This window comes from Streptomyces sp. NPDC032822 (assembly GCF_055578825.1).
The window spans coordinates 1-17535 of sequence record NZ_JBVIOL010000015.1; the positions used below are offsets into that span (position 1 = coordinate 1).

Sequence of the window (17535 nt, forward strand, 5' to 3'; positions counted from 1 at the left end):
TGCTCGTCAGTCCGCCACGGGATCTGCCGAGCAGGGCCTGGTTCAGCCGGAACTTGCGCCGCCGCCTGATGCGCCGTCGCTCTTCCTGCTCGGGGCCGTCCCCGCCGTCCTGCCCGTTCTGTCCCGGCGGGTCGCCCCTTTTTGCCGGGTCCGCTCCTGTTCGGCGGCGGCTTCCTCAAGGGCATCCATGACGTCCTTGCCGAGGTGCATCCCGGCTGCGTCGTGGTGGGCGCGGGCCGTAGTGGAGTCCACGCTGACCAGGGATAAGTCCGTCTGTCCCCGGCGAGCAGCCTCCGCGATCATGCCTTCCAGGAGAGCGGAGAAGACTCCGGCGTCCCGCCAGACGCGAAAGCGCCCGTAGACCGTCGGCCACGGTCCGAACTCGGAGGGCATCTCGCGCCACTGGGCGCTGGACCGAAACCGCCAGATCACCCCCTCGAACTGCTCCCGCAGCCGCTCGGGGTACGGACCGTACTCGCCTATCGGCAGGTACGGCTCGATGAACTCCCACTGCTCGTCGGTGAGTTGCGTACGTGTCACACCCAGCGTCCTACCAGGTCCCGTCCCCGCACGGGACCAGAACCCGAGAATGATCACGACCTCACACAGGCCCTAGGTCAGGACCAACCAGCGCCGACCGTCGATGAGTTCTCGTGCCGCATCGAGGTGGCCGGCGTGGCATGCCGTCTCGGTGATGACGTGCAACAGGACGTCGCGCAGGGTGTGCAGATGTGGTTCCCCGAACAGGTCGTGAGGCCACCACGCCAGGACGCCGTCGGCAGGAGTGTTGGCGATGACGGCGTCGGAGAACTCTGCCTCCTGCCGGTATCCGTCGAGCACGTCGACGGCCCGCGCTTCCGGCGCCACGTTCCAAGCTTCGGCGCCGCTCGTCAGGCTGCGGATGATCTCCTTGTCCCCTGCGACAACCGCACGGAACCAGAAGCGCTCAACGTCCAGCGCGAGGTGCTGGACCAGCCCCAGGCAATGCCATCCAGATGGCAGCACCGGCCGTCGCAGAGCCTCCGCGTCGAGCCCGTCAAGGATGCCGAGAACGTGGCGGCGCTGCCCGTCCAAGACCCGAAGGAGCGCCCTGACCTCACTGTCCGGAGCCGTTTCACTCACACTTTCGGTCACGAGCACCCAGGGTTCCTCAACTCTTGCGGTCGTGCAAAGAGTTTTCCGATACCCGGGACGCACAATCAACGCCAGGTCGGCGCAATCGTGGCCGCGAGCAGCATCCGACGGCGTCGGCTGCTCCAGGGACACGTCGCCGTGGCGACCTGCCGCATCCTGCAGCCGTGGATCACGAAACCGTACTGGGCGGAGAAGGCCCCGTCGCGGAGCCGATGAAGACGGCAACGGAGGGCCGGTCGGGGACAGCCATGGTGTCGAATGCCAGAGCAGCTTTGCCAGGGACGGGACGGGCGGCGAGCGGACGCCAAGGTCTCCTCGCCGCCGGGCCGGTAGGGGTCAGACCGCCGACGGCTGCGCGGGCAGCACGTGGTCGCCGACCTTGTCTGTGCTCAGGCACAGCGAGCAGACATGCGCGTCGTGGGTCCGGCAGGCGGCCAAGTCCGGCCGCTCGTAGGGCTGGTGGCAGACGTGGCAGTCATAGGTGGTCGCGCTGGGGTTGCCCTCCGTGTCGAGGAGGGGCTCGTCGATGCCGTCGTCGGTGCGGCGCAGGTAGTACTTGCCCTTGGTGACGACGGCCATCAGCGGGGTGAGGAGGAAGGCGATGAGGGCCGCGGCGACGGGGGAGTAGGGCTGGAGGGTGTCGCCGAGGGCGTGGAAGTACATGGCGATGGAGAGGCCGGAGGCGGCGATGAAGGCGACGACACCCACGGGGTTGACGGCGTAGAGCATGCCGCGGCGGAACTCCGGCTGGAGCGGGGAGAGCTTCAGCAGGTACTTGTTGACGCCGATGTCGGTGGCGACGGTGACGATCCAGGCGATCGCGCAGTTCGAGTAGAAGCCGAGGATGTTGTTGAGGAAGCTGAACATGTCGGCTTCCATCAGGACGAGTGCGAAGCCCAGGTTGACCAGGACGAAGACCATGCGGCCGGGGTAGTGCTTGGTGACGCGGGTGAAGGAGTTGGTCCACGCGAGTGAGCCGGAGTACGCGTTGGTCACGTTGATCTTGATCTGGCTGATCACGACGAGGGCGACGGCCAGCGGGAGGACGAGCCAGGACGGCATCATCGCGTCGAAGGCGCTGCGGAACTGCTGGATCGGCTCGGGCGCGGCCTCCGGTCCGACCTTGGCCAGGATGTATACGGCGAGGAAGACGCCGATGGCCTGCTTGAGCGCGCCGAGCACCACCCATCCGGGGCCGGCCATGATGACCGCGGTCCACCAAGTGCGCTTGTTCGCCTCCGTCTTGGGCGGCATGAAGCGCAGGTAGTCGATCTGCTCGCCGATCTGCGCGATGAGGGAGAGGCACACGCCCGCGCCCAGGAGTACGGAGGCGGTGTTGATGCCGCCCTCGCCGTCGGTGCCCGCGTAGGAGAGGAAGCGGTCGACCGTGCCCGGGTCCGTCGATATCAGGTAGACCAGCGGGGCGACCATCAGCACGAGCCAGACCGGGGTGGTCCACACCTGGAGCTTGCTGAGCGCCTTCATGCCGTAGATCACCAACGGGATCACCATCAGCGTGGAGACCGCGTAACCCAGCCAGAGCGGGAGCCCGAGGCCGAGCTTGAGGCCCTGGGCCATGATCGAGCCTTCGAGGGCGAAGAAGATGAAGGTGAAGCTGGCGAAGATGACGCTGGTGAGGACCGATCCGTAGTAGCCGAAGCCGGATCCGCGGGTGATCAGGTCGAGGTCGATGTTGTAGCGGGCGCCGTAGTAGGCGAGCGGGAAACCGGTGATGAAGATGACGACGGCGGCGACGGCGATCGCCACGAGTGCGTTGCCGGTGCCGTGGGCCAGGCCGATGCCGGCACCGATGGAGAAGTCGGCCATGTAGGCGATGCCGCCGAGCGCGGTCGTCGCCACGACCATCGGGGTCCAGCGGCGGTAACTGCGGGGCGCGAAGCGCAGCGTGTAGTCCTCCAGGGTTTCCTTGGTCGCCTGGCTTGTCGGGGAGTTCGCTTCTGCGGGTGTCAGACGTGACTCGGTGGTGCTCATGGTCAGTCCTTCCGGGGGTGCTGAGAGCGGGTGTGGTGAGCGGTGGAGCACCCCCGGTCGGCGTCGTCGGCAGCCGGGGAGTCGAGGGCCGGGGGATGGGGATCCCCCGTGATCTCAGAGGCGGTCGGCGTGCAGGGCCATCTGCGTCATGGCGCGCTCGGCGCGTTCGAGGACCACGGCCATCGAGTCGCCGACATGGGCGTGCAGGGCGCGGTAGGCCTCGTCGAGGCGGCCGTCGCGGACCAGTTCCATGATCTCGATGTGCTCGGTGATGGTCGTCTCGACCCGGTCCTGGGTGAGGAAGTCGTACATCCGCACGCTGCGGATGCGCTCGCTGACCGTCACGAGAGCGTCGGTGAGGGCCGGGTTGCCGGACGCGCGGGAGAGCTCGGCGTGGAACTTCTCGTCCTGGACGACGAAACGAGGGTCCGGTGCCGGCGGCCGTTCACGCATCGCGGTCCAGCGGTCCAACTCGGCGGCCAGGACCGGCGGATCGTGGCGTATGGAGGAGTCCTCGATCGCGCGGGCGATGCCGCGCAGTTCCAGGGTGATCCGCAGCTCGTAGAAGTCCCTCAGCTGGGTCAGGTTGGGGATCGTGACGAAGAAGCCGCCGTCGCCCCGCTCGATCAGACCGTCGGAGGCCAGTCGGGCCAGCGCCTCGCGGACCGGGGTGCGCGACACCCCGAACCGAGCGGCCAGCCGCATTTCGGCCAGTCGTTCGCGCGGGCCGAACGCGCCGTCGAGCACGGACTCGCGCAGCTGGGCGTAGACCGCCTCGCGCAGGGTCAGCGCGGGTGGCGACTCCTGTACGGCGGCTGCGTCCGGCTGCGTATACAGCGTCGAATCCATGAGGGAACACGCTAGAAACGGCTTGTTTCTCAGAGGACCTTCGCGTTGTGAACGGCTCGTTTCCTGGATCTCACCGGGGGTGAGTGGATCCTCGCCGCCGGCTTGAGCACCGGACAGCCTCGACGTGTTGATGATGCAACTGGAGATCAGTCGCAAGAGAAGGGCGCTCGGTTCCCCGCCCTCACGTCCCCAACTGGTCGGGCTGACGATCGGACGGCGCATCCTGTACCTCCTTCCTGGGGAACGGGCCCGCCCCTGCTGTGACCTGTCCTTCTCCGACGGCTCGCTGAGCACGTTCGTGGACCCGTTCGCCGACCGCCAGCTCATTCACGCCGTCCTGGGGCGTCGGCGGGTTCTGGGCCGAGCTGCCGCTCGTCCTCACCCCAACGGCTGGCTGCGTTGATCGCCGCAGGTCCCGGGCAGGGGCCGATCGGCCCCTGCCCGGGACCTGCGGCCCCTGCACCACGGACCCGATCGGCACCAGTCTGGAATCGGATCGTGCGATCCCGATTCAGGAGGTGGAGATCATGCCCCGCACCGTCACTGCGGGTCTCGACGGCTCACCCGAGAGCTACGCCGCCGCCGAATGGGCGGCCAGGGAGGCCAGGCTGCGCGGCCTGCCGCTGAAGCTCGTCAACGTCAGGGAGCCGGTTCCCGGCGCAGAGCCCCTGCAGCACGGGAGCGAACGTAGCCGGACGGGTGCACCCTTGGCCGAAGGCCGGGGGAGGATCTGCACTGAGTTTGCAGAGGGGCTGAGGCTGCGGCACCCCGGCGTCGAGATCACCACGGAGCAGGTCTCCGGCCGGCCGGGCGAGGTCCTCTCACGCAGGGCCGATGACGCCGCCCTGCTCGTCCTGGGTTCGCGCGGTCTGAGCGGGGTCGGCGGGTTCCTGGTGGGTTCGGTCGGCCTTGCCGTGGTGGCACACGCCGAGCGGCCCGTGGTCCTGGTCCGTGCCGGGGCACAGGCCGCGGACGAGCACCTGATGGACCCGGCGGGCATCCCGTCCGCCGCGAGCCCGTACCGGCCCGTGGTCGTGGGCCTGGCCACCGACGACCCGGATCCCTCGCTCGTCGAGTTCGCCTTCGAAGCGGCCGACCGCCGCGCCACCTCCCTGCGGGTCGTCCACGGCTGGAACCCGCCGCCTTACTACGCGTACGGCCTCTCCTGCGACCTGGAACTCCACAGCGAGCTCTCCCGGCAGGAAGCCACCACCCTGAGCGACATCCTGGGCCCGTGGCGGCATAAGTTCCCCTCCGTCGAGGTCGTCGCGGAGTCCCGGTACGGAACGGCCGCCAACCACCTGGTCGACGCCTCCCGTGAGGCATCCCTGGTCGTCGTCGGCCGCCGTATCCGCCGAGGCCCCCTCGGCGCCCGCATCGGCCCCGTCACGCACGCCGTGCTGCACCATGCCACCGCCCCCGTCGCCGTCGTACCGCACGGCTGACCTGCCCCGAGGAGGAGAGAAACGATGAAGGCAGCAGTCGTACGAGCCTTCGGCGAGCCCCTGGTCATCGAGGAGCGCCCTGATCCCGAGCCCGGCCCCGGACAGGTCCGTATCCGGGTCGAGGCCTGCGGGCTGTGCCACACCGACATCCACGCCGCCCGCGGCGACTGGCCGGTCAGGCCGAGCCCGCCGTTCGTCCCCGGCCACGAGGGCGTCGGCCTCGTCGAGGCCCTCGGTGACGGGGTCACGCACCTCGCGCCGGGGCAGCGCGTTGCCGTTCCCTGGCTGGGCAGGACGTGCGGGCGGTGCGAGTACTGCCTGTCCGGCTGGGAGACGCTGTGCGAGCAGCAGATCAACACCGGATACGGGTGCGACGGCGGGTACGCCGAGAAGATGCTCGCCTGGGCCGACTTCGCCCAACCGGTGCCCGACGGGATCAGCGCCCTGGAGGCCGCCCCGCTGAGCTGCGCCGGCGTCACCACGTACAAGGCTCTCAAGGTCGCCGACGTCAAGCCGACCCAGCTCGTGGCCATCTCCGGTGTCGGAGGACTGGGCCACCTGGCGGTGCAGTACGCGAAGATCGCCGGGGCGACCGTCGCCGCGATCGACGTCACCGACGAGAAACTCGAACTCGCCGCGGAACTCGGTGCCGACCTCGTCATCGACGCCCGCAAGCAGGACCCGGGAGAGGTACTGCGACGGCACGGCGGTGCGCATGCCGCCATCGCGCTCGCGGTGAACGAGGCGGCGTTCTCGGCGGCGTACGCCGGGCTGCGGCGCGGCGGGAAGCTCGTGATGGTGGCCCTGCCGGCGCACGGCACGATCCAGGTCCCGATCTTCGGCACCGTGCTGAACGGCACCTCGGTGATCGGCTCCATCGTGGGTACCCGGCAGGACCTGGCCGAGGTCTTCCAACTCCACGCGGCAGCCCGTACCAGGGTCATCTACGAGGCACGGCCGCTCGCCGTCGTCAATGAGTCCATCGACGACGTGCTGCGCGGCGAGATCAAGGCGCGGATCGTCTTCGACATGGTTGCGGGAAGGTGACGGCGATGGAACTCCCCCTGGTCGTGGGTGTCGACGGTTCCGAGTCGAGTCTGCGCGCGGTGGACTGGGCGGCCGACGAGGCCGCCCTGCGCGGGGTGCCGCTGCGGCTGGTGTACGCCTGGCTGTGGGAGCTCCCCCACTCTCGGCTGCGCTCGAGCGGGGGGACCCCCGTCGAGGGTGCCGCGCTCGCCACGGGTCTTGGCAGGTCCTCGGAGCAGGTGCTGGCCGACACCATCGTCGAGGCCGCCGCGAAGCGTGCGCACCGTCGCGAGGCGGACGTGAAGATCTCCACCGAGGTTCTGCCCGAAGAGCCGGTGCCCGCGCTGCTGCGCGAGAGTCGTATCGCTCTTGCACTGGTCCTGGGCTCGCGCGGCCGCGGCGGCATCGCCGAGCTGCTGCTCGGCTCGGTCAGCCTCGCGGTCGCCGCCCGCGCCGACTGCCCGGTGATCGTGCTGCGCGGCAGCCAGGCAGACTCCGCGATGCGCGGGCCCGTCGTGCTGGGGGTCGGCGAGGAGCCGGAGAACTCGGCGGCTGTGCGCTTCGCCTTCCAGGAGGCGGCGCAGCGCCGGGTGCGCCTGGAGGCCGTACGCGCCTGGCGGTGCCCCGGGTACGAGAGCACCGACCACCCTCTGATGGCCGGCGAACCCGCCCGGCTGCACGAGGAGCGGGCCGGGCAGATCCTGGACACGGCACTGCGGGATGCCCCGCAGGGTGTGGAACTGCACCGGCGTACCGCCGAAGGCCCCGCACGCAACGTGCTGCTCGACGCCTCGGCCGACGCCGACCTGCTCGTCGTCGGTGCCCGGCCGCGCCACGGCCACTTCGGACTCCAGCTCGGCCGGGTCACCCACGCGGTCCTGCACCACGCCGCCTGCCCGGTGGCTGTCGTACCCCAACGGATATGACCGGCTCAGAGCGCGACCGTGTGCGCGACGCGCGGGTTCACGTGTTCCTGGACGCGTTGGAACGTGGCGCCCTTCGAACACCACGACGAGCGGGCGCCCGCTGGGCGCGCCCCTCCCTGACGTCCGACTCGCCTCGATGACTTACGGAGTCACCATGCCCAAGGTCGAACACCGGAACAGCACCGTGCTGGCCGACGAGGAACTGCGCACTCTGGACGCCCACTGGCGGGCCGCCAACTACCTGGCCGTCGGCCAGATCTACCTCATGGCCAACCCGCTCCTGGCCGAACCCCTCACCGCTGCCCACATCAAGCCGCGGCTGCTCGGCCACTGGGGCACTTCCCCGGGCCTCAACCTCGTGTACACGCACCTCAACCGGGTGATCAAGGGTCGCGGTCTGGACGCGCTGTGTGTGTGGGGGCCGGGTCACGGCGGGCCGGCGGTGCTCGCGAACTCCTGGCTGGAGGGCAGCTACAGCCAGACCTACCCGGACGTCTCGCGGGACGCGGCGGGTATGGACCGGCTCTTCCGGCAGTTCTCGTTCCCCGGCGGCGTGCCCAGCCATGTCGCGCCGGAGACGCCGGGCTCGATCCACGAGGGCGGCGAGCTGGGCTACTCGCTCGCGCACGCGTACGGGGCCGCCTTCGACAACCCTGATCTGCTGGTCGCCTGCGTCATCGGCGACGGCGAGGCGGAGACCGGGCCGCTCGCCGCGTCCTGGCACTCCAACAAGTTCCTCGACCCGGTCCACGACGGCGCCGTCCTGCCGATCCTGCACCTCAACGGCTACAAGATCGCCAATCCGACCGTGCTGTCCAGGCTCCCGGAGTCGGAACTCGACGAACTGCTGCGCGGCTACGGGCACGAACCGATCCACGTCACCAGCGACGACCCGCACCAGGTCCACCGCGCCATGGCCGACGCCTTCGACCAGGCACTGGACCGCATCGCTGTGATGCAGAGGACGGCCCGCGAGGACGGTGTGACCGAGCGCGCGCACTGGCCCATGATCGTGCTGCGCACCCCCAAGGGCTGGACCGGCCCGGCTGAGGTCGACGGCGTCCCGGTCGAGGGCACCTGGCGTGCCCACCAGGTCCCGCTGTCCGGCGTACGTGAAAACCCGGACCACCTCCGGCAGTTGGAGACCTGGCTGCGCTCGTACCGTCCCGAGGAGCTGTTCGGCGACGACGGACGGCCCGCCGCCGACGTCCTCGCCTGCATCCCCGACGGAACCCGCCGACTGGGCGCCAACCCGCACGCCAACGGTGGCCTGCTCGTGCGTGACCTGCCCATGCCGTCCCTGGACCGCTTCGCCGTCCCCGTCGACAAACCGGGCGCCACCCTGCACGAGCCCACCCGGGTCCTCGGCGACCTCCTCGAACAGGTCATGCGGGACACGTCGGGACGGCGCGACTTCCGTCTGGTGGGCCCGGACGAAACGGAGTCCAACCGGCTCGGCGCCGTCCTCAACGCCAGCGGCAAGGCCTGGCAGGCCCAGACCCTTCAGGTGGACGAACACCTGGACCGGCACGGCCGCGTCATGGAGATCCTCTCCGAACACCTCTGCCAGGGCTGGCTGGAGGGCTATCTGCTGACCGGCCGGCACGGACTGTTCTCCTGCTACGAGGCGTTCGTGCACATCGTCGACTCGATGGTCAACCAGCACATCAAGTGGCTCAAGACCTCCAGGGAGTTGGTCTGGCGGGCTCCGATCGCCTCCCTCAACTACCTTCTGACGTCGCATGTCTGGCGTCAGGACCACAACGGCTTCTCCCACCAGGACCCCGGGTTCATCGACCATGTCCTCAGCAAGAGCCCCGAGGTCGTACGGGTCTATCTGCCGCCGGACGCCAACACCCTGCTGTCCGTGGCGGACCACGCCCTGCGCAGCCGTGACTACGTCAACGTGATCGTGGCGGGCAAGCAGCCCTGCTTCGACTGGCTGTCCATGGACGAGGCCCGCGCGCACTGCGCCCGCGGTGCCGGGATCTGGGACTGGGCGGGCAGCGAGAACGGCGGCGAGCCTGATGTGGTGCTGGCCTGCGCGGGAGACGTACCGACGTTGGAGATCCTGGCCGCGTCCGATCTGTTGCGGCGCCATCTGCCGGAACTCGCCGTCCGCGTCGTCAACGTCGTCGACCTGGCCCGGCTGCTGCCGCGCGAGGAACACCCGCACGGAATGGGCGACTTCGAGTACGACGGCATGTTCACCACCGACAAGCCCGTGATCTTCGCCCACCACGGCTACCCCTGGCTGATCCACCGCCTCTCCTACCGCCGCACGGGCCACGCCAACCTGCACGTCCGCGGCTACAAGGAGATGGGCACCACGACCACCCCGTTCGACATGGTCGTCCGCAACGACATGGACCGCTACCGCCTCGTCATGGACGTCATCGACCGCGTCCCCGGCCTCGACGTCCGCGCCGCCCATGTACGCCAGTCGATGGCCGACGCCCGTACCCGCCACCACGCCTGGATCCGCGAACACGGCACCGACCTGCCCGAGGTCACCGACTGGACCTGGACCACCTGAACCCACCTGTCCCGCGAAGGAGTTCAACGCCGTGACCACCATCCACGGCTACACCGACGACCGGTCCCACTGGACGGCCCGCACAAGGACCTGCGCCGGGCCCGCTCCGCGGCGCTGAGCATCATGGCGACCGGTACGGGAGCCGCCCGCGCCGTCGCCCTGGTGCTGCCGGAACCGGCGGGTGCGCTGGACGGCATCGCGGTGCGCGTGCCCGGCGAGGACGGTTCGCTCACGGACCTCACGGACCTCACGGACCTCACGGACCTCACGGCGCCGGTGGGTGACGGCTGAGGCCGCCGGCCGGTACATCGGCGTTCACCGTGGCCCGGCCCGGGCCCGCACCCTCGATGTCCGCCGGGTGCCGGTCTGGGCCCGTTGTGCGTGGGGGCCGCTCTTCAGGGCCGACCGGCCCCCCACACACCCCCGGACAGCCCATGCGGTCACTGCCCGATCCGCTGGATGCTCGCCGTGCCAGAAGGTTATGGAGGAGATCCACGATGACGCATGCCACGCGCAGCCGACCCACAGTCCATGCCCTGCTCTCAGACGGCACCACCGTGTGCATACGTCCCGTGCGGCCAGGCGATCACGAGCAACTGCACAGGCTCTACGAGGAGATGTCCGCGGAGAATCTGCGGCTGCGGTTCTTCGCGGCGAGCCGGCGTTCCGCAGCGATGGCCGCCGACCGGGCCTGTAGGCCGCCGCGCCCCGGATACCGGGCCCTGATGGCCGAGTCGAAGGACCAGGTGATCGGCCTGGCGGAGTACGAGGTCGGCGACGACGCGGCCACGGCCGAGATCTCCATCGCGGTGGCCGACGGACTGCACCACCGGGGACTTGGCACACTCCTTGTCGAGCACCTGGTCTCCGCCGCCCGCGCGGACGGCATCACCACGTTCACGGCGGACGCACTCGCGGAGAACCACGAAGTGCTGCGGCTCTTCGCCGACCTGGGTCTGCGCATCGCACGCCGTTTCGAGGGTCCGGAGGTGCGCTGCGCCATCGAACTGAACGGAAACGAGAACGACGGCTATCTCTCCGCCGTGGAGGCCCGCGGCCGGGTCGCCGACGTGGCCAGTCTGGAGCCGCTGCTGCGGCCGAAATCGGTCGCTGTGGTGGGCGCCGGGCGCAGGCCGGGGTCGGTGGGGCGGGCTCTCCTGCATCATCTGCACGAGGGCGGCTTCACCCGGCGGCTCTTCGCGGTGAACCCCCGTGCCACGTCGATCCTCGGCGTGCCGTCCCACCCCTCGGTCAGCGCACTGCCCAAGGTCCCGGATCTCGCGGTCCTCGCGGTGCCCGCGGCCGGGATCCCCGACATCGCGGTGGAGTGCGGCAAAGCCGGAGTACGGGCACTGCTCGTCGTCTCGGCAGGCCTCGACAGCCGGCAGGCGCAAGCCCTCATGACCGCGTGCCGTACGTACGGGATGCGGCTCGTCGGACCCAACTCCCTCGGCATCTCCAACACCGACCCGATGCTCTCCCTCGACGCGACCTTCGCGGCGGATCACCCGCGCCCCGGCACCGCAGGCGTCGCCGTCCAGTCCGGCGGCGTCGGCATCGCCCTGCTCAAGGGCCTGTCACGCCTGGGTGTCGGCGTGTCGTCCTTCGCCTCGCTCGGCGACAAGTACGACGTCAGCGGCAACGACATGCTCCAGTGGTGGGAGAGTGACGGCCGCACCGAACTCGCCCTGCTGCACCTGGAGTCCTTCGGCAGCCCGCGCGCGTTCTCCCGTACGGCCCGGCGCGTGAGCCGCCGCATGCCGGTGCTGACGGTCGACGCGGGCCGCACCGAAGCCGGCCGCCGCGCCGCCGCCTGGCACACCGCAGCCGCCGCCACGCCGACGATGACCCGGCAGGCGCTGTTCACCCAGGCCGGCGTCACCGCCACCCGCTCGGTGGGTGAACTCCTGGAAACCGCCGCCTTGTTGTATTCTCAGCCGCTCCCGACGGGCAGCCGCGTGGCCATCGTCACCAACGCGGGCGGCGTGGGGGTCCTGGCCGCGGACGCCTGCGCGGAGGCGGGGCTGTCGCTGCCACCGCTCGCACCCTCGGTGGTCGAAAGCCTGTCTGCCGTACTGCCCGACGGTGCCACCGCGGGCAACCCCGTCGACGTCACGGCAGCCGTCACGGAGGAGCAGTTGGGGGACTGCGTGGACCGCATCATGCGGCAGCGCGGTATCGACGCCGTCCTGCTGGCCCTCGTCCCCACGGCCGTCGCGGCCGCGACCGGCGACGACCTTGTGCGGGCCCTCACCAGCGGCCCCGCACGGCGCTCCCTTCCGGTCGCCGTCGTACGCCTGGAGCAGGACCTGCCCGTCAGACTGCTGCCGGCCACGCAGGGCGGCGCGATTCCCTCGTACGCCGAACCCGGTGCGGCAGCACGTGCGCTCGCCCACGCCGCCCGCCGCGCCGCCTGGCTGAGCCGGCCGGCGGGCTCGATCCCGGAGCTCGCAGGGGTCGACACTGTGCGGGCCCGCGCGGTCGCCGCGACGTACCTCGCCGCCCACCCGGACGGCGGCCGGCTCGACCCGCGCACCTGCGCCGAGCTCCTCACCTGCTACGGAATTCCCCAGCTCCCGTGGTCCTGGGCGCAGACGGAGGACGACGCCGTCATCGCGGCCGAACAGCTGCGCGGCCCCGGCGGGCGGGTGGTTCTCAAGGCCCACTGGCCCGGCCAGCTCCACAAGAGCGAACAGCACGCCGTGCACCTCGATCTCGAAGGAGAGGCCCAAGTCCGTTCCGCCTTCCGGGACTTCGAGACACGGTTCGCCGGCCTGCTGACCGGCGTGGTCGTCCAGCCGCTGGCCGCACGCGGCACCGAACTGTTCGCGGGAGTCGTCCAGGACGAGGTCTTCGGCCCGCTCGTGCTGTTCGGACTCGGCGGCACCGCCACCGAGGTCCTGGCCGACCAGACCGCGCGCCTTGCCCCGCTCACCGACCTCGACGTCCACGACCTGATCACCGCGCCGCGCTGCGCACCGCTGCTGTTCGGCGCGCAAGGCAGCGGCCCCGTCGACCTCCAGGGTCTGGAACAACTGCTGCTGCGCCTGTCCCGTATGGCGGTCGACCTTCCGCAACTCGCCGAGGCCGACTTCAACCCCGTCCTCACGACGCCTGACGCGGTCACGGTGCTCGACGCACGAGTCCGCCTGCTGCCGCGCACGGCTCAGGACCCCTACCTGCGCCGACTGCGCTGAGGAGGAACAGGCATGAAACACAACGAGGCCGGCACCGTGATGAGCACCGAGGTCGTCCGTGCCGTGTACGGCTCCGCGTTCAAGGAGGTGGCACGAGTTCTCGCCGAGCACCGCATCAGCGGAGTGCCGGTGGTCGACGAGGACGAGAAAGCCATCGGGGTGATCTCCGAAACCGACCTGATGGCCCGGCAGGCCGAGACCCCCGCCCCCTGCCGGCCCAAGCGCCGCGTTCGGTTCGCCGCGCCGACCCGCGGCGCTCGTGGGCAGACCACGACGCCACATGCCCGTACCACCGGAGAGCTGATGTCCGCGCCGCTGGTCATGGTGTACGCCGACAACGCCATGACCCGAGGCCGCCCGGGCCCCGGCACAACACCGTGTGGAGCGGCTGCCGGTGGTGGGCAGGGAGGACCGGTTCCTCGGCATCGGCACCCGCCGCGAGCTGCTCCAGGTCTTCCTGCAGCCCGAGAGCGAGATCCGCCGCGAGGTGATCGACGAGGTGCTGGTCCACTCGCTGTGGCCGGCGTCCTCGAGCGTCGAGGTCGGTGGGGACGAAGGAGCCGTGACGCTCGCGGGCCACGTGGAGCGCAGGAGCGAGGCGGAGATCGCCCTCGCCGTGACCCACCGCATCGACGGCGTCGTCGCGGTCGTCGACAAGCTCACCCACGGGCTGGACGACTCACGCCTCCAGCCGAGCGAGCAGGTGCTGCACGGAGTCGCCGACAACTGGCTGCGCACGCTCTGAACTGCACAACCTACGAGAGGAGGTGGACCGCCATGCCCAGCAGTGTGTTGGTCGCCTACGGAACGACGAACGGATCGACCGCGCAGATCGCCGAGGCCGTGGCCGAGGTCCTGCGCAAGTCCGGGCTGAGGGTCGATGTACTGCCCGCACAGTCCGTGACGAGCCTGGCGTCCTACGAGGCCGTGGTGGTCGGAGGCGGGGTGTACGCCGGGCGCTGGCAGAAGCACGCCCGCCGCTTCGTCCGCCGCCACCGCCGCGCACTGGCCCAGCGACCGCTGTGGATGTTCAGCAGCGGACCGCTGGACCCCTCGGCCTCGGAGCGGAACATCCCGCCCGTACCCGGAGTGAAGCGGGCCGTGGTCCGGCTCGACGCCAGGGAACACGTCACCTTCGGAGGCTGCCTCGATGACGGAGCGAAGGGATTCGTCGCCCGGAAGATCGTCTCCTCCGGCAAGGGCGGAGACTTCCGCGACTTCACGGAGATCGAGGCGTGGGCCACTGGAATCGGCAGTGACCTGGCGGGCGTGTCACAAGGGAGCTGAACCATGCGGGCCTCTTCCCGCCCCGTCAGCCGCCCTGTCGGCGCGTGCGTCCCCGGGCGCTGTCGTACTCGGCTCAGCCGAGTACGACGCCCTGAGGGCCGGGCCGTGCGCATGGTGGACGGCCCGCAGCCGCTTCGTCGAGAGGCTGGATCCGTCGGGACACCCCGTGAGCGTGCGCGGGAGCAGCCACTGCGGGCGGGCACGGATCAGCGCGGTCAGGGTGGCGGCCGGTGCAGCCGAGGGCGGCGCCACGGTCGTCCGGCAGGGGCAGCCAGGGCGGTCGCGGTCTGCGTGTGGGCTCGTGGATCGGGGTGCGGACCGTGGCCCGACGCCGTCGGACGGGCGTGTGGCAGCAGGAGGGGGAGTGGGCAGCGGCGGGGCCGTTCTGGAGCCGTTGTGCGTGGGGGAGCGGTCCGCGCCGCCGGGATGCCGACCTGGCCTTGGCCCGTCCGACGGTCATGTGGAGGCTCCCGGCCAGTACGGTGAAGACAGGGCAGCTGGTTCGGTCCGCCTTGTCTGCTGTACCGGTCGGAGGACGTCATGAGCGGGGATCGACACGGCGCAACCGGGGAGCATGTGCCCAAGCTGCGGCTCGACGAGCTGCTGGGCGAGCTACAGGTGCGAATCGACGCCGTACGCGGCACGCGGGACCGTCTGCACAGCCTGCTGGAGGCCGTCCTCTCCGTCGGACGGGAGCTCGACCTGCCCCAGGTGCTGCGCAGCATCGTCGAGGCCGCGGTGGTGCTGGTGGACGCCGAGTACGGGGCGCTGGGTGTGATCGGCGGTGACCAGAAGCTGTCCGAGTTCCTGACCGTCGGAATCGGCGAAGAGGAGCGGTCGGAGATCGGGTCGCTGCCCAGCGGGCACGGACTCCTGGGAGAGCTGATCCGCCACCCGTCGCCACTGCGGCTGCCGGAGCTGTCGGAACATCCCGCCTCCTACGGCTTCCCGGCGCACCACCCGCCGATGCACTCCTTCCTCGGCGTGCCGATCCGGGTGCGCGAGGAGGTCTTCGGGAACCTCTACCTCACCGAGAAACGCAGCGCGCGGGAATTCGACGTGGAGGACGAGTCCGTCCTGTCGACGCTGGCGGTCGCCGCCGGCGTGGCCATCGAGAACGCACGGCTGTACGAGGAGACCAGGCTGCGCGAACGCTGGCAGCGGGCCAGCGGCAAGGTCACCAGCATGCTCCTGACCGGTGCGCCGAGCGCGGATGTCCTGGAACTGATCGTCGACGAGGCCCGGAAGATCGTCTCCGCCGACATGGGGCTGATCGCGGAGCACGTACCGGGCGAGGAGACACTGCGGCCGGCCCTGGCGGTCGGCCTGGGGCGAGAGGAACGCAGCTCCCTGGTGCTGTCCGCGCGTGACGGTTTCGTAGGAGCGGCACTCGGCGCGGCGGAACCGGTGGTCAGCGCCGACATCGAGCACGACGCACGCACGGGCGAGGACGAAGCCCAGTGGGCCGGGCTGGGACCCGTGGTCGCGGTGCCGCTCGGCGCCGGCGGCAAGGCGCGGGGCGTGTTGTTGCTGGGGCGCGTACCGGCGGGCACACCGTTCGGCGACATGGACACCGGGCCGCTGCTCGGGTTCGCCGACCAGGCGGCGCTCGCCCTGGAGCTGGCCGAACGGCGCCGGGACGCGGAACAGCTCACGCTGCTCAAGGACCGCGACCGCATCGCCCGCGACCTCCATGACCTCGCCATCCAGCGGCTCTTCGCCGCCGGCATGACCCTGCAGAGCACCCAGCGCTTCATGGAGCACCCCGAGGGCATGGAGCGCCTGACCCGGACCGTCGACGACCTGGACGACACCATCAAGATCATTCGTTCCACGATCTTCGGACTGCGCACCCACAGCGGGATCGGGCGGGAGAGCGATGGCCTGCGCGGCCGGGTGGCCGAGGTGGTGAGAGCGTCGGTCACATCCCTCGGATTCCCGCCCGCGCTGCGCATCGAGGGGCTCGTCGAGACCGATGTCCCCGGCGACATCGCCGACCACGCGGTCGCGGTGCTCGGCGAGGCCCTCAGCAACGCGGCCCGGCACTCCGGAGCACAGACGGTGGACGTCCGGCTTCAGTGTGCCAGGGGCGAGTTCACACTCACGGTCACGGACGACGGCTGCGGGGTGCCGGGCGGAGTCGAACGCAGCGGGCTGAGGAACATCAAGGAGCGGGCCGTCACCCTCGGCGGAACTCTCGCACTCGGCGAACGGCCGGAGGGCGGCGGAACGCGACTGGTGTGGCGGGTCCCCGTGCGTACGGACGGTGCCGCGGACGAAAGCTGACCACGCAAGGCCGCCACACCGTCGGCCCGGATGACGAGACCGGGCAGGGCGGACTCAGCGCGTCGGGCGGTCGGGTGAGGCGGGCTGTTCGAGATGGCTGGCCAGGACCGCCGCCTGGACGCGGCGCTGGACGCCGAGCTTGGCCAGCAGCCGGGAGATGTGGTTCTTCACCGTCTTCTCGGACAGATAGAGCTTCTTGCCGATCTCACGGTTGGTGAGCCCGTCCCCGATCAGCGCGAGGATGTCCCGTTCGCGGGGTGACAGGCCGGCGAGTTCGGGTGCGGGTGCCGGTTGCTCGGTGGGGTCCGCGCGCAGGGAGCGCATCAGGCGGGCGGTCGTCGCCGGATCCAGCATCGACTGCCCGGAAGCGACCGTGCGGACCGCCGCGACCAGGTCGGACCCCCGGATCTGTTTGAGCACATAGCCCGCCGCCCCGGCCATGATCGCGTCGAGCAGGGCTTCCTCCTCGTCGAAGGACGTCAGCATCAGACAGGCCAGCTCCGGCATCCGGCTGCGCAGCTCACGGCAGACACCGATCCCGTCACCGTCCGGCAGACGTACGTCCAGGACGGCCACGTCCGGGCGCAGCGCCGGTCCACGCACCAGGGCGTGCTCGACGCTGTCCGCGTCGCCGACCACCGAGATGTCCGGCTCGGAGTCCAGCAGGTCGGTGAGACCGCGTCGGACGACCTCGTGGTCGTCCAGCAGGAAGACCCGGATCGGGTCCTGTTCCGTGAAGGTACGCGCCTCGGTCATGACGACTCCTCCTTCGCTGGGGACCAGGGGCCAGGGGCCACATGCCGACTGTCATGACGATCGTCACCCCTCCGAACCGCCCGCACCAGGGCCGACCGGGC

12 protein-coding genes and 3 pseudogenes are annotated in these 17535 nt (G+C 70.4%); 10 read left to right on the plus strand and 5 right to left on the minus strand.

The features are described from left to right. The 4 genes and pseudogenes from ACZ5VD_RS32845 to ACZ5VD_RS32860 all read right to left on the minus strand — a co-directional run. Window positions 1–540 (minus strand): annotated as a pseudogene (locus tag ACZ5VD_RS32845) (transposase); the annotation flags it as partial. A 72-nt stretch (window positions 541–612) separates the two neighbouring features. Beyond that, window positions 613–1140, minus strand: coding sequence for a DinB family protein (locus ACZ5VD_RS32850; RefSeq protein ID WP_468684275.1), 528 nt, complete (start codon window positions 1138–1140; stop codon window positions 613–615). A gap of 330 nt (window positions 1141–1470) precedes the next feature. Then, on the minus strand, window positions 1471–3126 hold the full coding sequence (locus tag ACZ5VD_RS32855; RefSeq protein ID WP_468684276.1) for a purine-cytosine permease family protein: 1656 nt from the start codon (window positions 3124–3126) through the stop codon (window positions 1471–1473). Window positions 3127–3240: 114 nt separating this feature from the next. After that, on the minus strand, window positions 3241–3975 hold the full coding sequence (locus ACZ5VD_RS32860) for a GntR family transcriptional regulator (protein WP_468555092.1): 735 nt from the start codon (window positions 3973–3975) through the stop codon (window positions 3241–3243). A 527-nt stretch (window positions 3976–4502) separates the two neighbouring features. Between ACZ5VD_RS32860 and ACZ5VD_RS32865 the strand changes: the two genes are divergently transcribed. From ACZ5VD_RS32865 to ACZ5VD_RS32910, 10 genes and pseudogenes are all read left to right on the plus strand, one after another. Beyond that, window positions 4503–5420, plus strand: a complete 918-nt coding sequence (locus tag ACZ5VD_RS32865; protein WP_468684277.1) for a universal stress protein — start codon at window positions 4503–4505, stop codon at window positions 5418–5420. 24 nt (window positions 5421–5444) lie between these two features. Then, window positions 5445–6467, plus strand: a complete 1023-nt coding sequence (locus ACZ5VD_RS32870; RefSeq protein WP_468555090.1) for a zinc-dependent alcohol dehydrogenase — start codon at window positions 5445–5447, stop codon at window positions 6465–6467. Window positions 6468–6472: 5 nt separating this feature from the next. Next, window positions 6473–7372 (plus strand): universal stress protein, encoded by a 900-nt coding sequence (locus tag ACZ5VD_RS32875; RefSeq protein ID WP_468684279.1) that lies wholly within the window; start codon window positions 6473–6475, stop codon window positions 7370–7372. A 154-nt stretch (window positions 7373–7526) separates the two neighbouring features. Further along, window positions 7527–9908 carry a phosphoketolase family protein gene (locus ACZ5VD_RS32880; RefSeq protein ID WP_468684281.1) on the plus strand — a complete coding sequence of 794 codons (2382 nt, stop codon included), beginning with the start codon at window positions 7527–7529 and terminating at the stop codon, window positions 9906–9908. A gap of 31 nt (window positions 9909–9939) precedes the next feature. After that, a pseudogene (locus tag ACZ5VD_RS32885) lies at window positions 9940–10151 on the plus strand (type I glyceraldehyde-3-phosphate dehydrogenase); the annotation flags it as partial. Window positions 10152–10405: 254 nt separating this feature from the next. Next, window positions 10406–13105: a bifunctional acetate--CoA ligase family protein/GNAT family N-acetyltransferase gene (locus tag ACZ5VD_RS32890; protein ID WP_468555088.1), complete on the plus strand. Its 2700-nt coding sequence runs from the start codon at window positions 10406–10408 to the stop codon at window positions 13103–13105. A gap of 39 nt (window positions 13106–13144) precedes the next feature. Next, window positions 13145–13234: pseudogene (locus ACZ5VD_RS32895) on the plus strand (CBS domain-containing protein); the annotation flags it as partial. Between the two features lie 265 nt (window positions 13235–13499). Further along, the gene (locus tag ACZ5VD_RS32900; RefSeq protein ID WP_468555087.1) at window positions 13500–13850 is read left to right on the plus strand and encodes a BON domain-containing protein; all 351 of its coding nucleotides are present in this window, start codon (window positions 13500–13502) and stop codon (window positions 13848–13850) included. A gap of 32 nt (window positions 13851–13882) precedes the next feature. Beyond that, window positions 13883–14392 (plus strand): flavodoxin domain-containing protein, encoded by a 510-nt coding sequence (locus ACZ5VD_RS32905; protein WP_468555100.1) that lies wholly within the window; start codon window positions 13883–13885, stop codon window positions 14390–14392. A gap of 540 nt (window positions 14393–14932) precedes the next feature. Further along, a complete protein-coding gene (locus ACZ5VD_RS32910) occupies window positions 14933–16678 on the plus strand; it encodes a sensor histidine kinase (protein ID WP_468555086.1) in 1746 nt (581 codons plus the stop codon). A gap of 54 nt (window positions 16679–16732) precedes the next feature. On the opposite strand, the gene ACZ5VD_RS32915 is transcribed toward ACZ5VD_RS32910, so the two are convergent. Next, on the minus strand, window positions 16733–17434 hold the full coding sequence (locus tag ACZ5VD_RS32915) for a response regulator (protein WP_468555085.1): 702 nt from the start codon (window positions 17432–17434) through the stop codon (window positions 16733–16735). Window positions 17435–17535: the final 101 nt, after the last annotated feature.

Bases quoted from the DNA above. Each gene is read 5' to 3' on its own strand.
- ACZ5VD_RS32910 (WP_468555086.1), top strand. From the start codon at position 14,933: ATGAGCGGGGATCGACACGGCGCAACCGGGGAGCATGTGCCCAAGCTG.
- ACZ5VD_RS32875 (WP_468684279.1), top strand. From the start codon at position 6,473: ATGGAACTCCCCCTGGTCGTGGGTGTCGACGGTTCCGAGTCGAGTCTG.
- ACZ5VD_RS32880 (WP_468684281.1), top strand. From the start codon at position 7,527: ATGCCCAAGGTCGAACACCGGAACAGCACCGTGCTGGCCGACGAGGAA.
- ACZ5VD_RS32890 (WP_468555088.1), top strand. From the start codon at position 10,406: ATGACGCATGCCACGCGCAGCCGACCCACAGTCCATGCCCTGCTCTCA.
- ACZ5VD_RS32905 (WP_468555100.1), top strand. From the start codon at position 13,883: ATGCCCAGCAGTGTGTTGGTCGCCTACGGAACGACGAACGGATCGACC.
- ACZ5VD_RS32915 (WP_468555085.1), bottom strand. From the start codon at position 17,434: ATGACCGAGGCGCGTACCTTCACGGAACAGGACCCGATCCGGGTCTTC.
- ACZ5VD_RS32860 (WP_468555092.1), bottom strand. From the start codon at position 3,975: ATGGATTCGACGCTGTATACGCAGCCGGACGCAGCCGCCGTACAGGAG.
- ACZ5VD_RS32865 (WP_468684277.1), top strand. From the start codon at position 4,503: ATGCCCCGCACCGTCACTGCGGGTCTCGACGGCTCACCCGAGAGCTAC.
- ACZ5VD_RS32855 (WP_468684276.1), bottom strand. From the start codon at position 3,126: ATGAGCACCACCGAGTCACGTCTGACACCCGCAGAAGCGAACTCCCCG.
- ACZ5VD_RS32870 (WP_468555090.1), top strand. From the start codon at position 5,445: ATGAAGGCAGCAGTCGTACGAGCCTTCGGCGAGCCCCTGGTCATCGAG.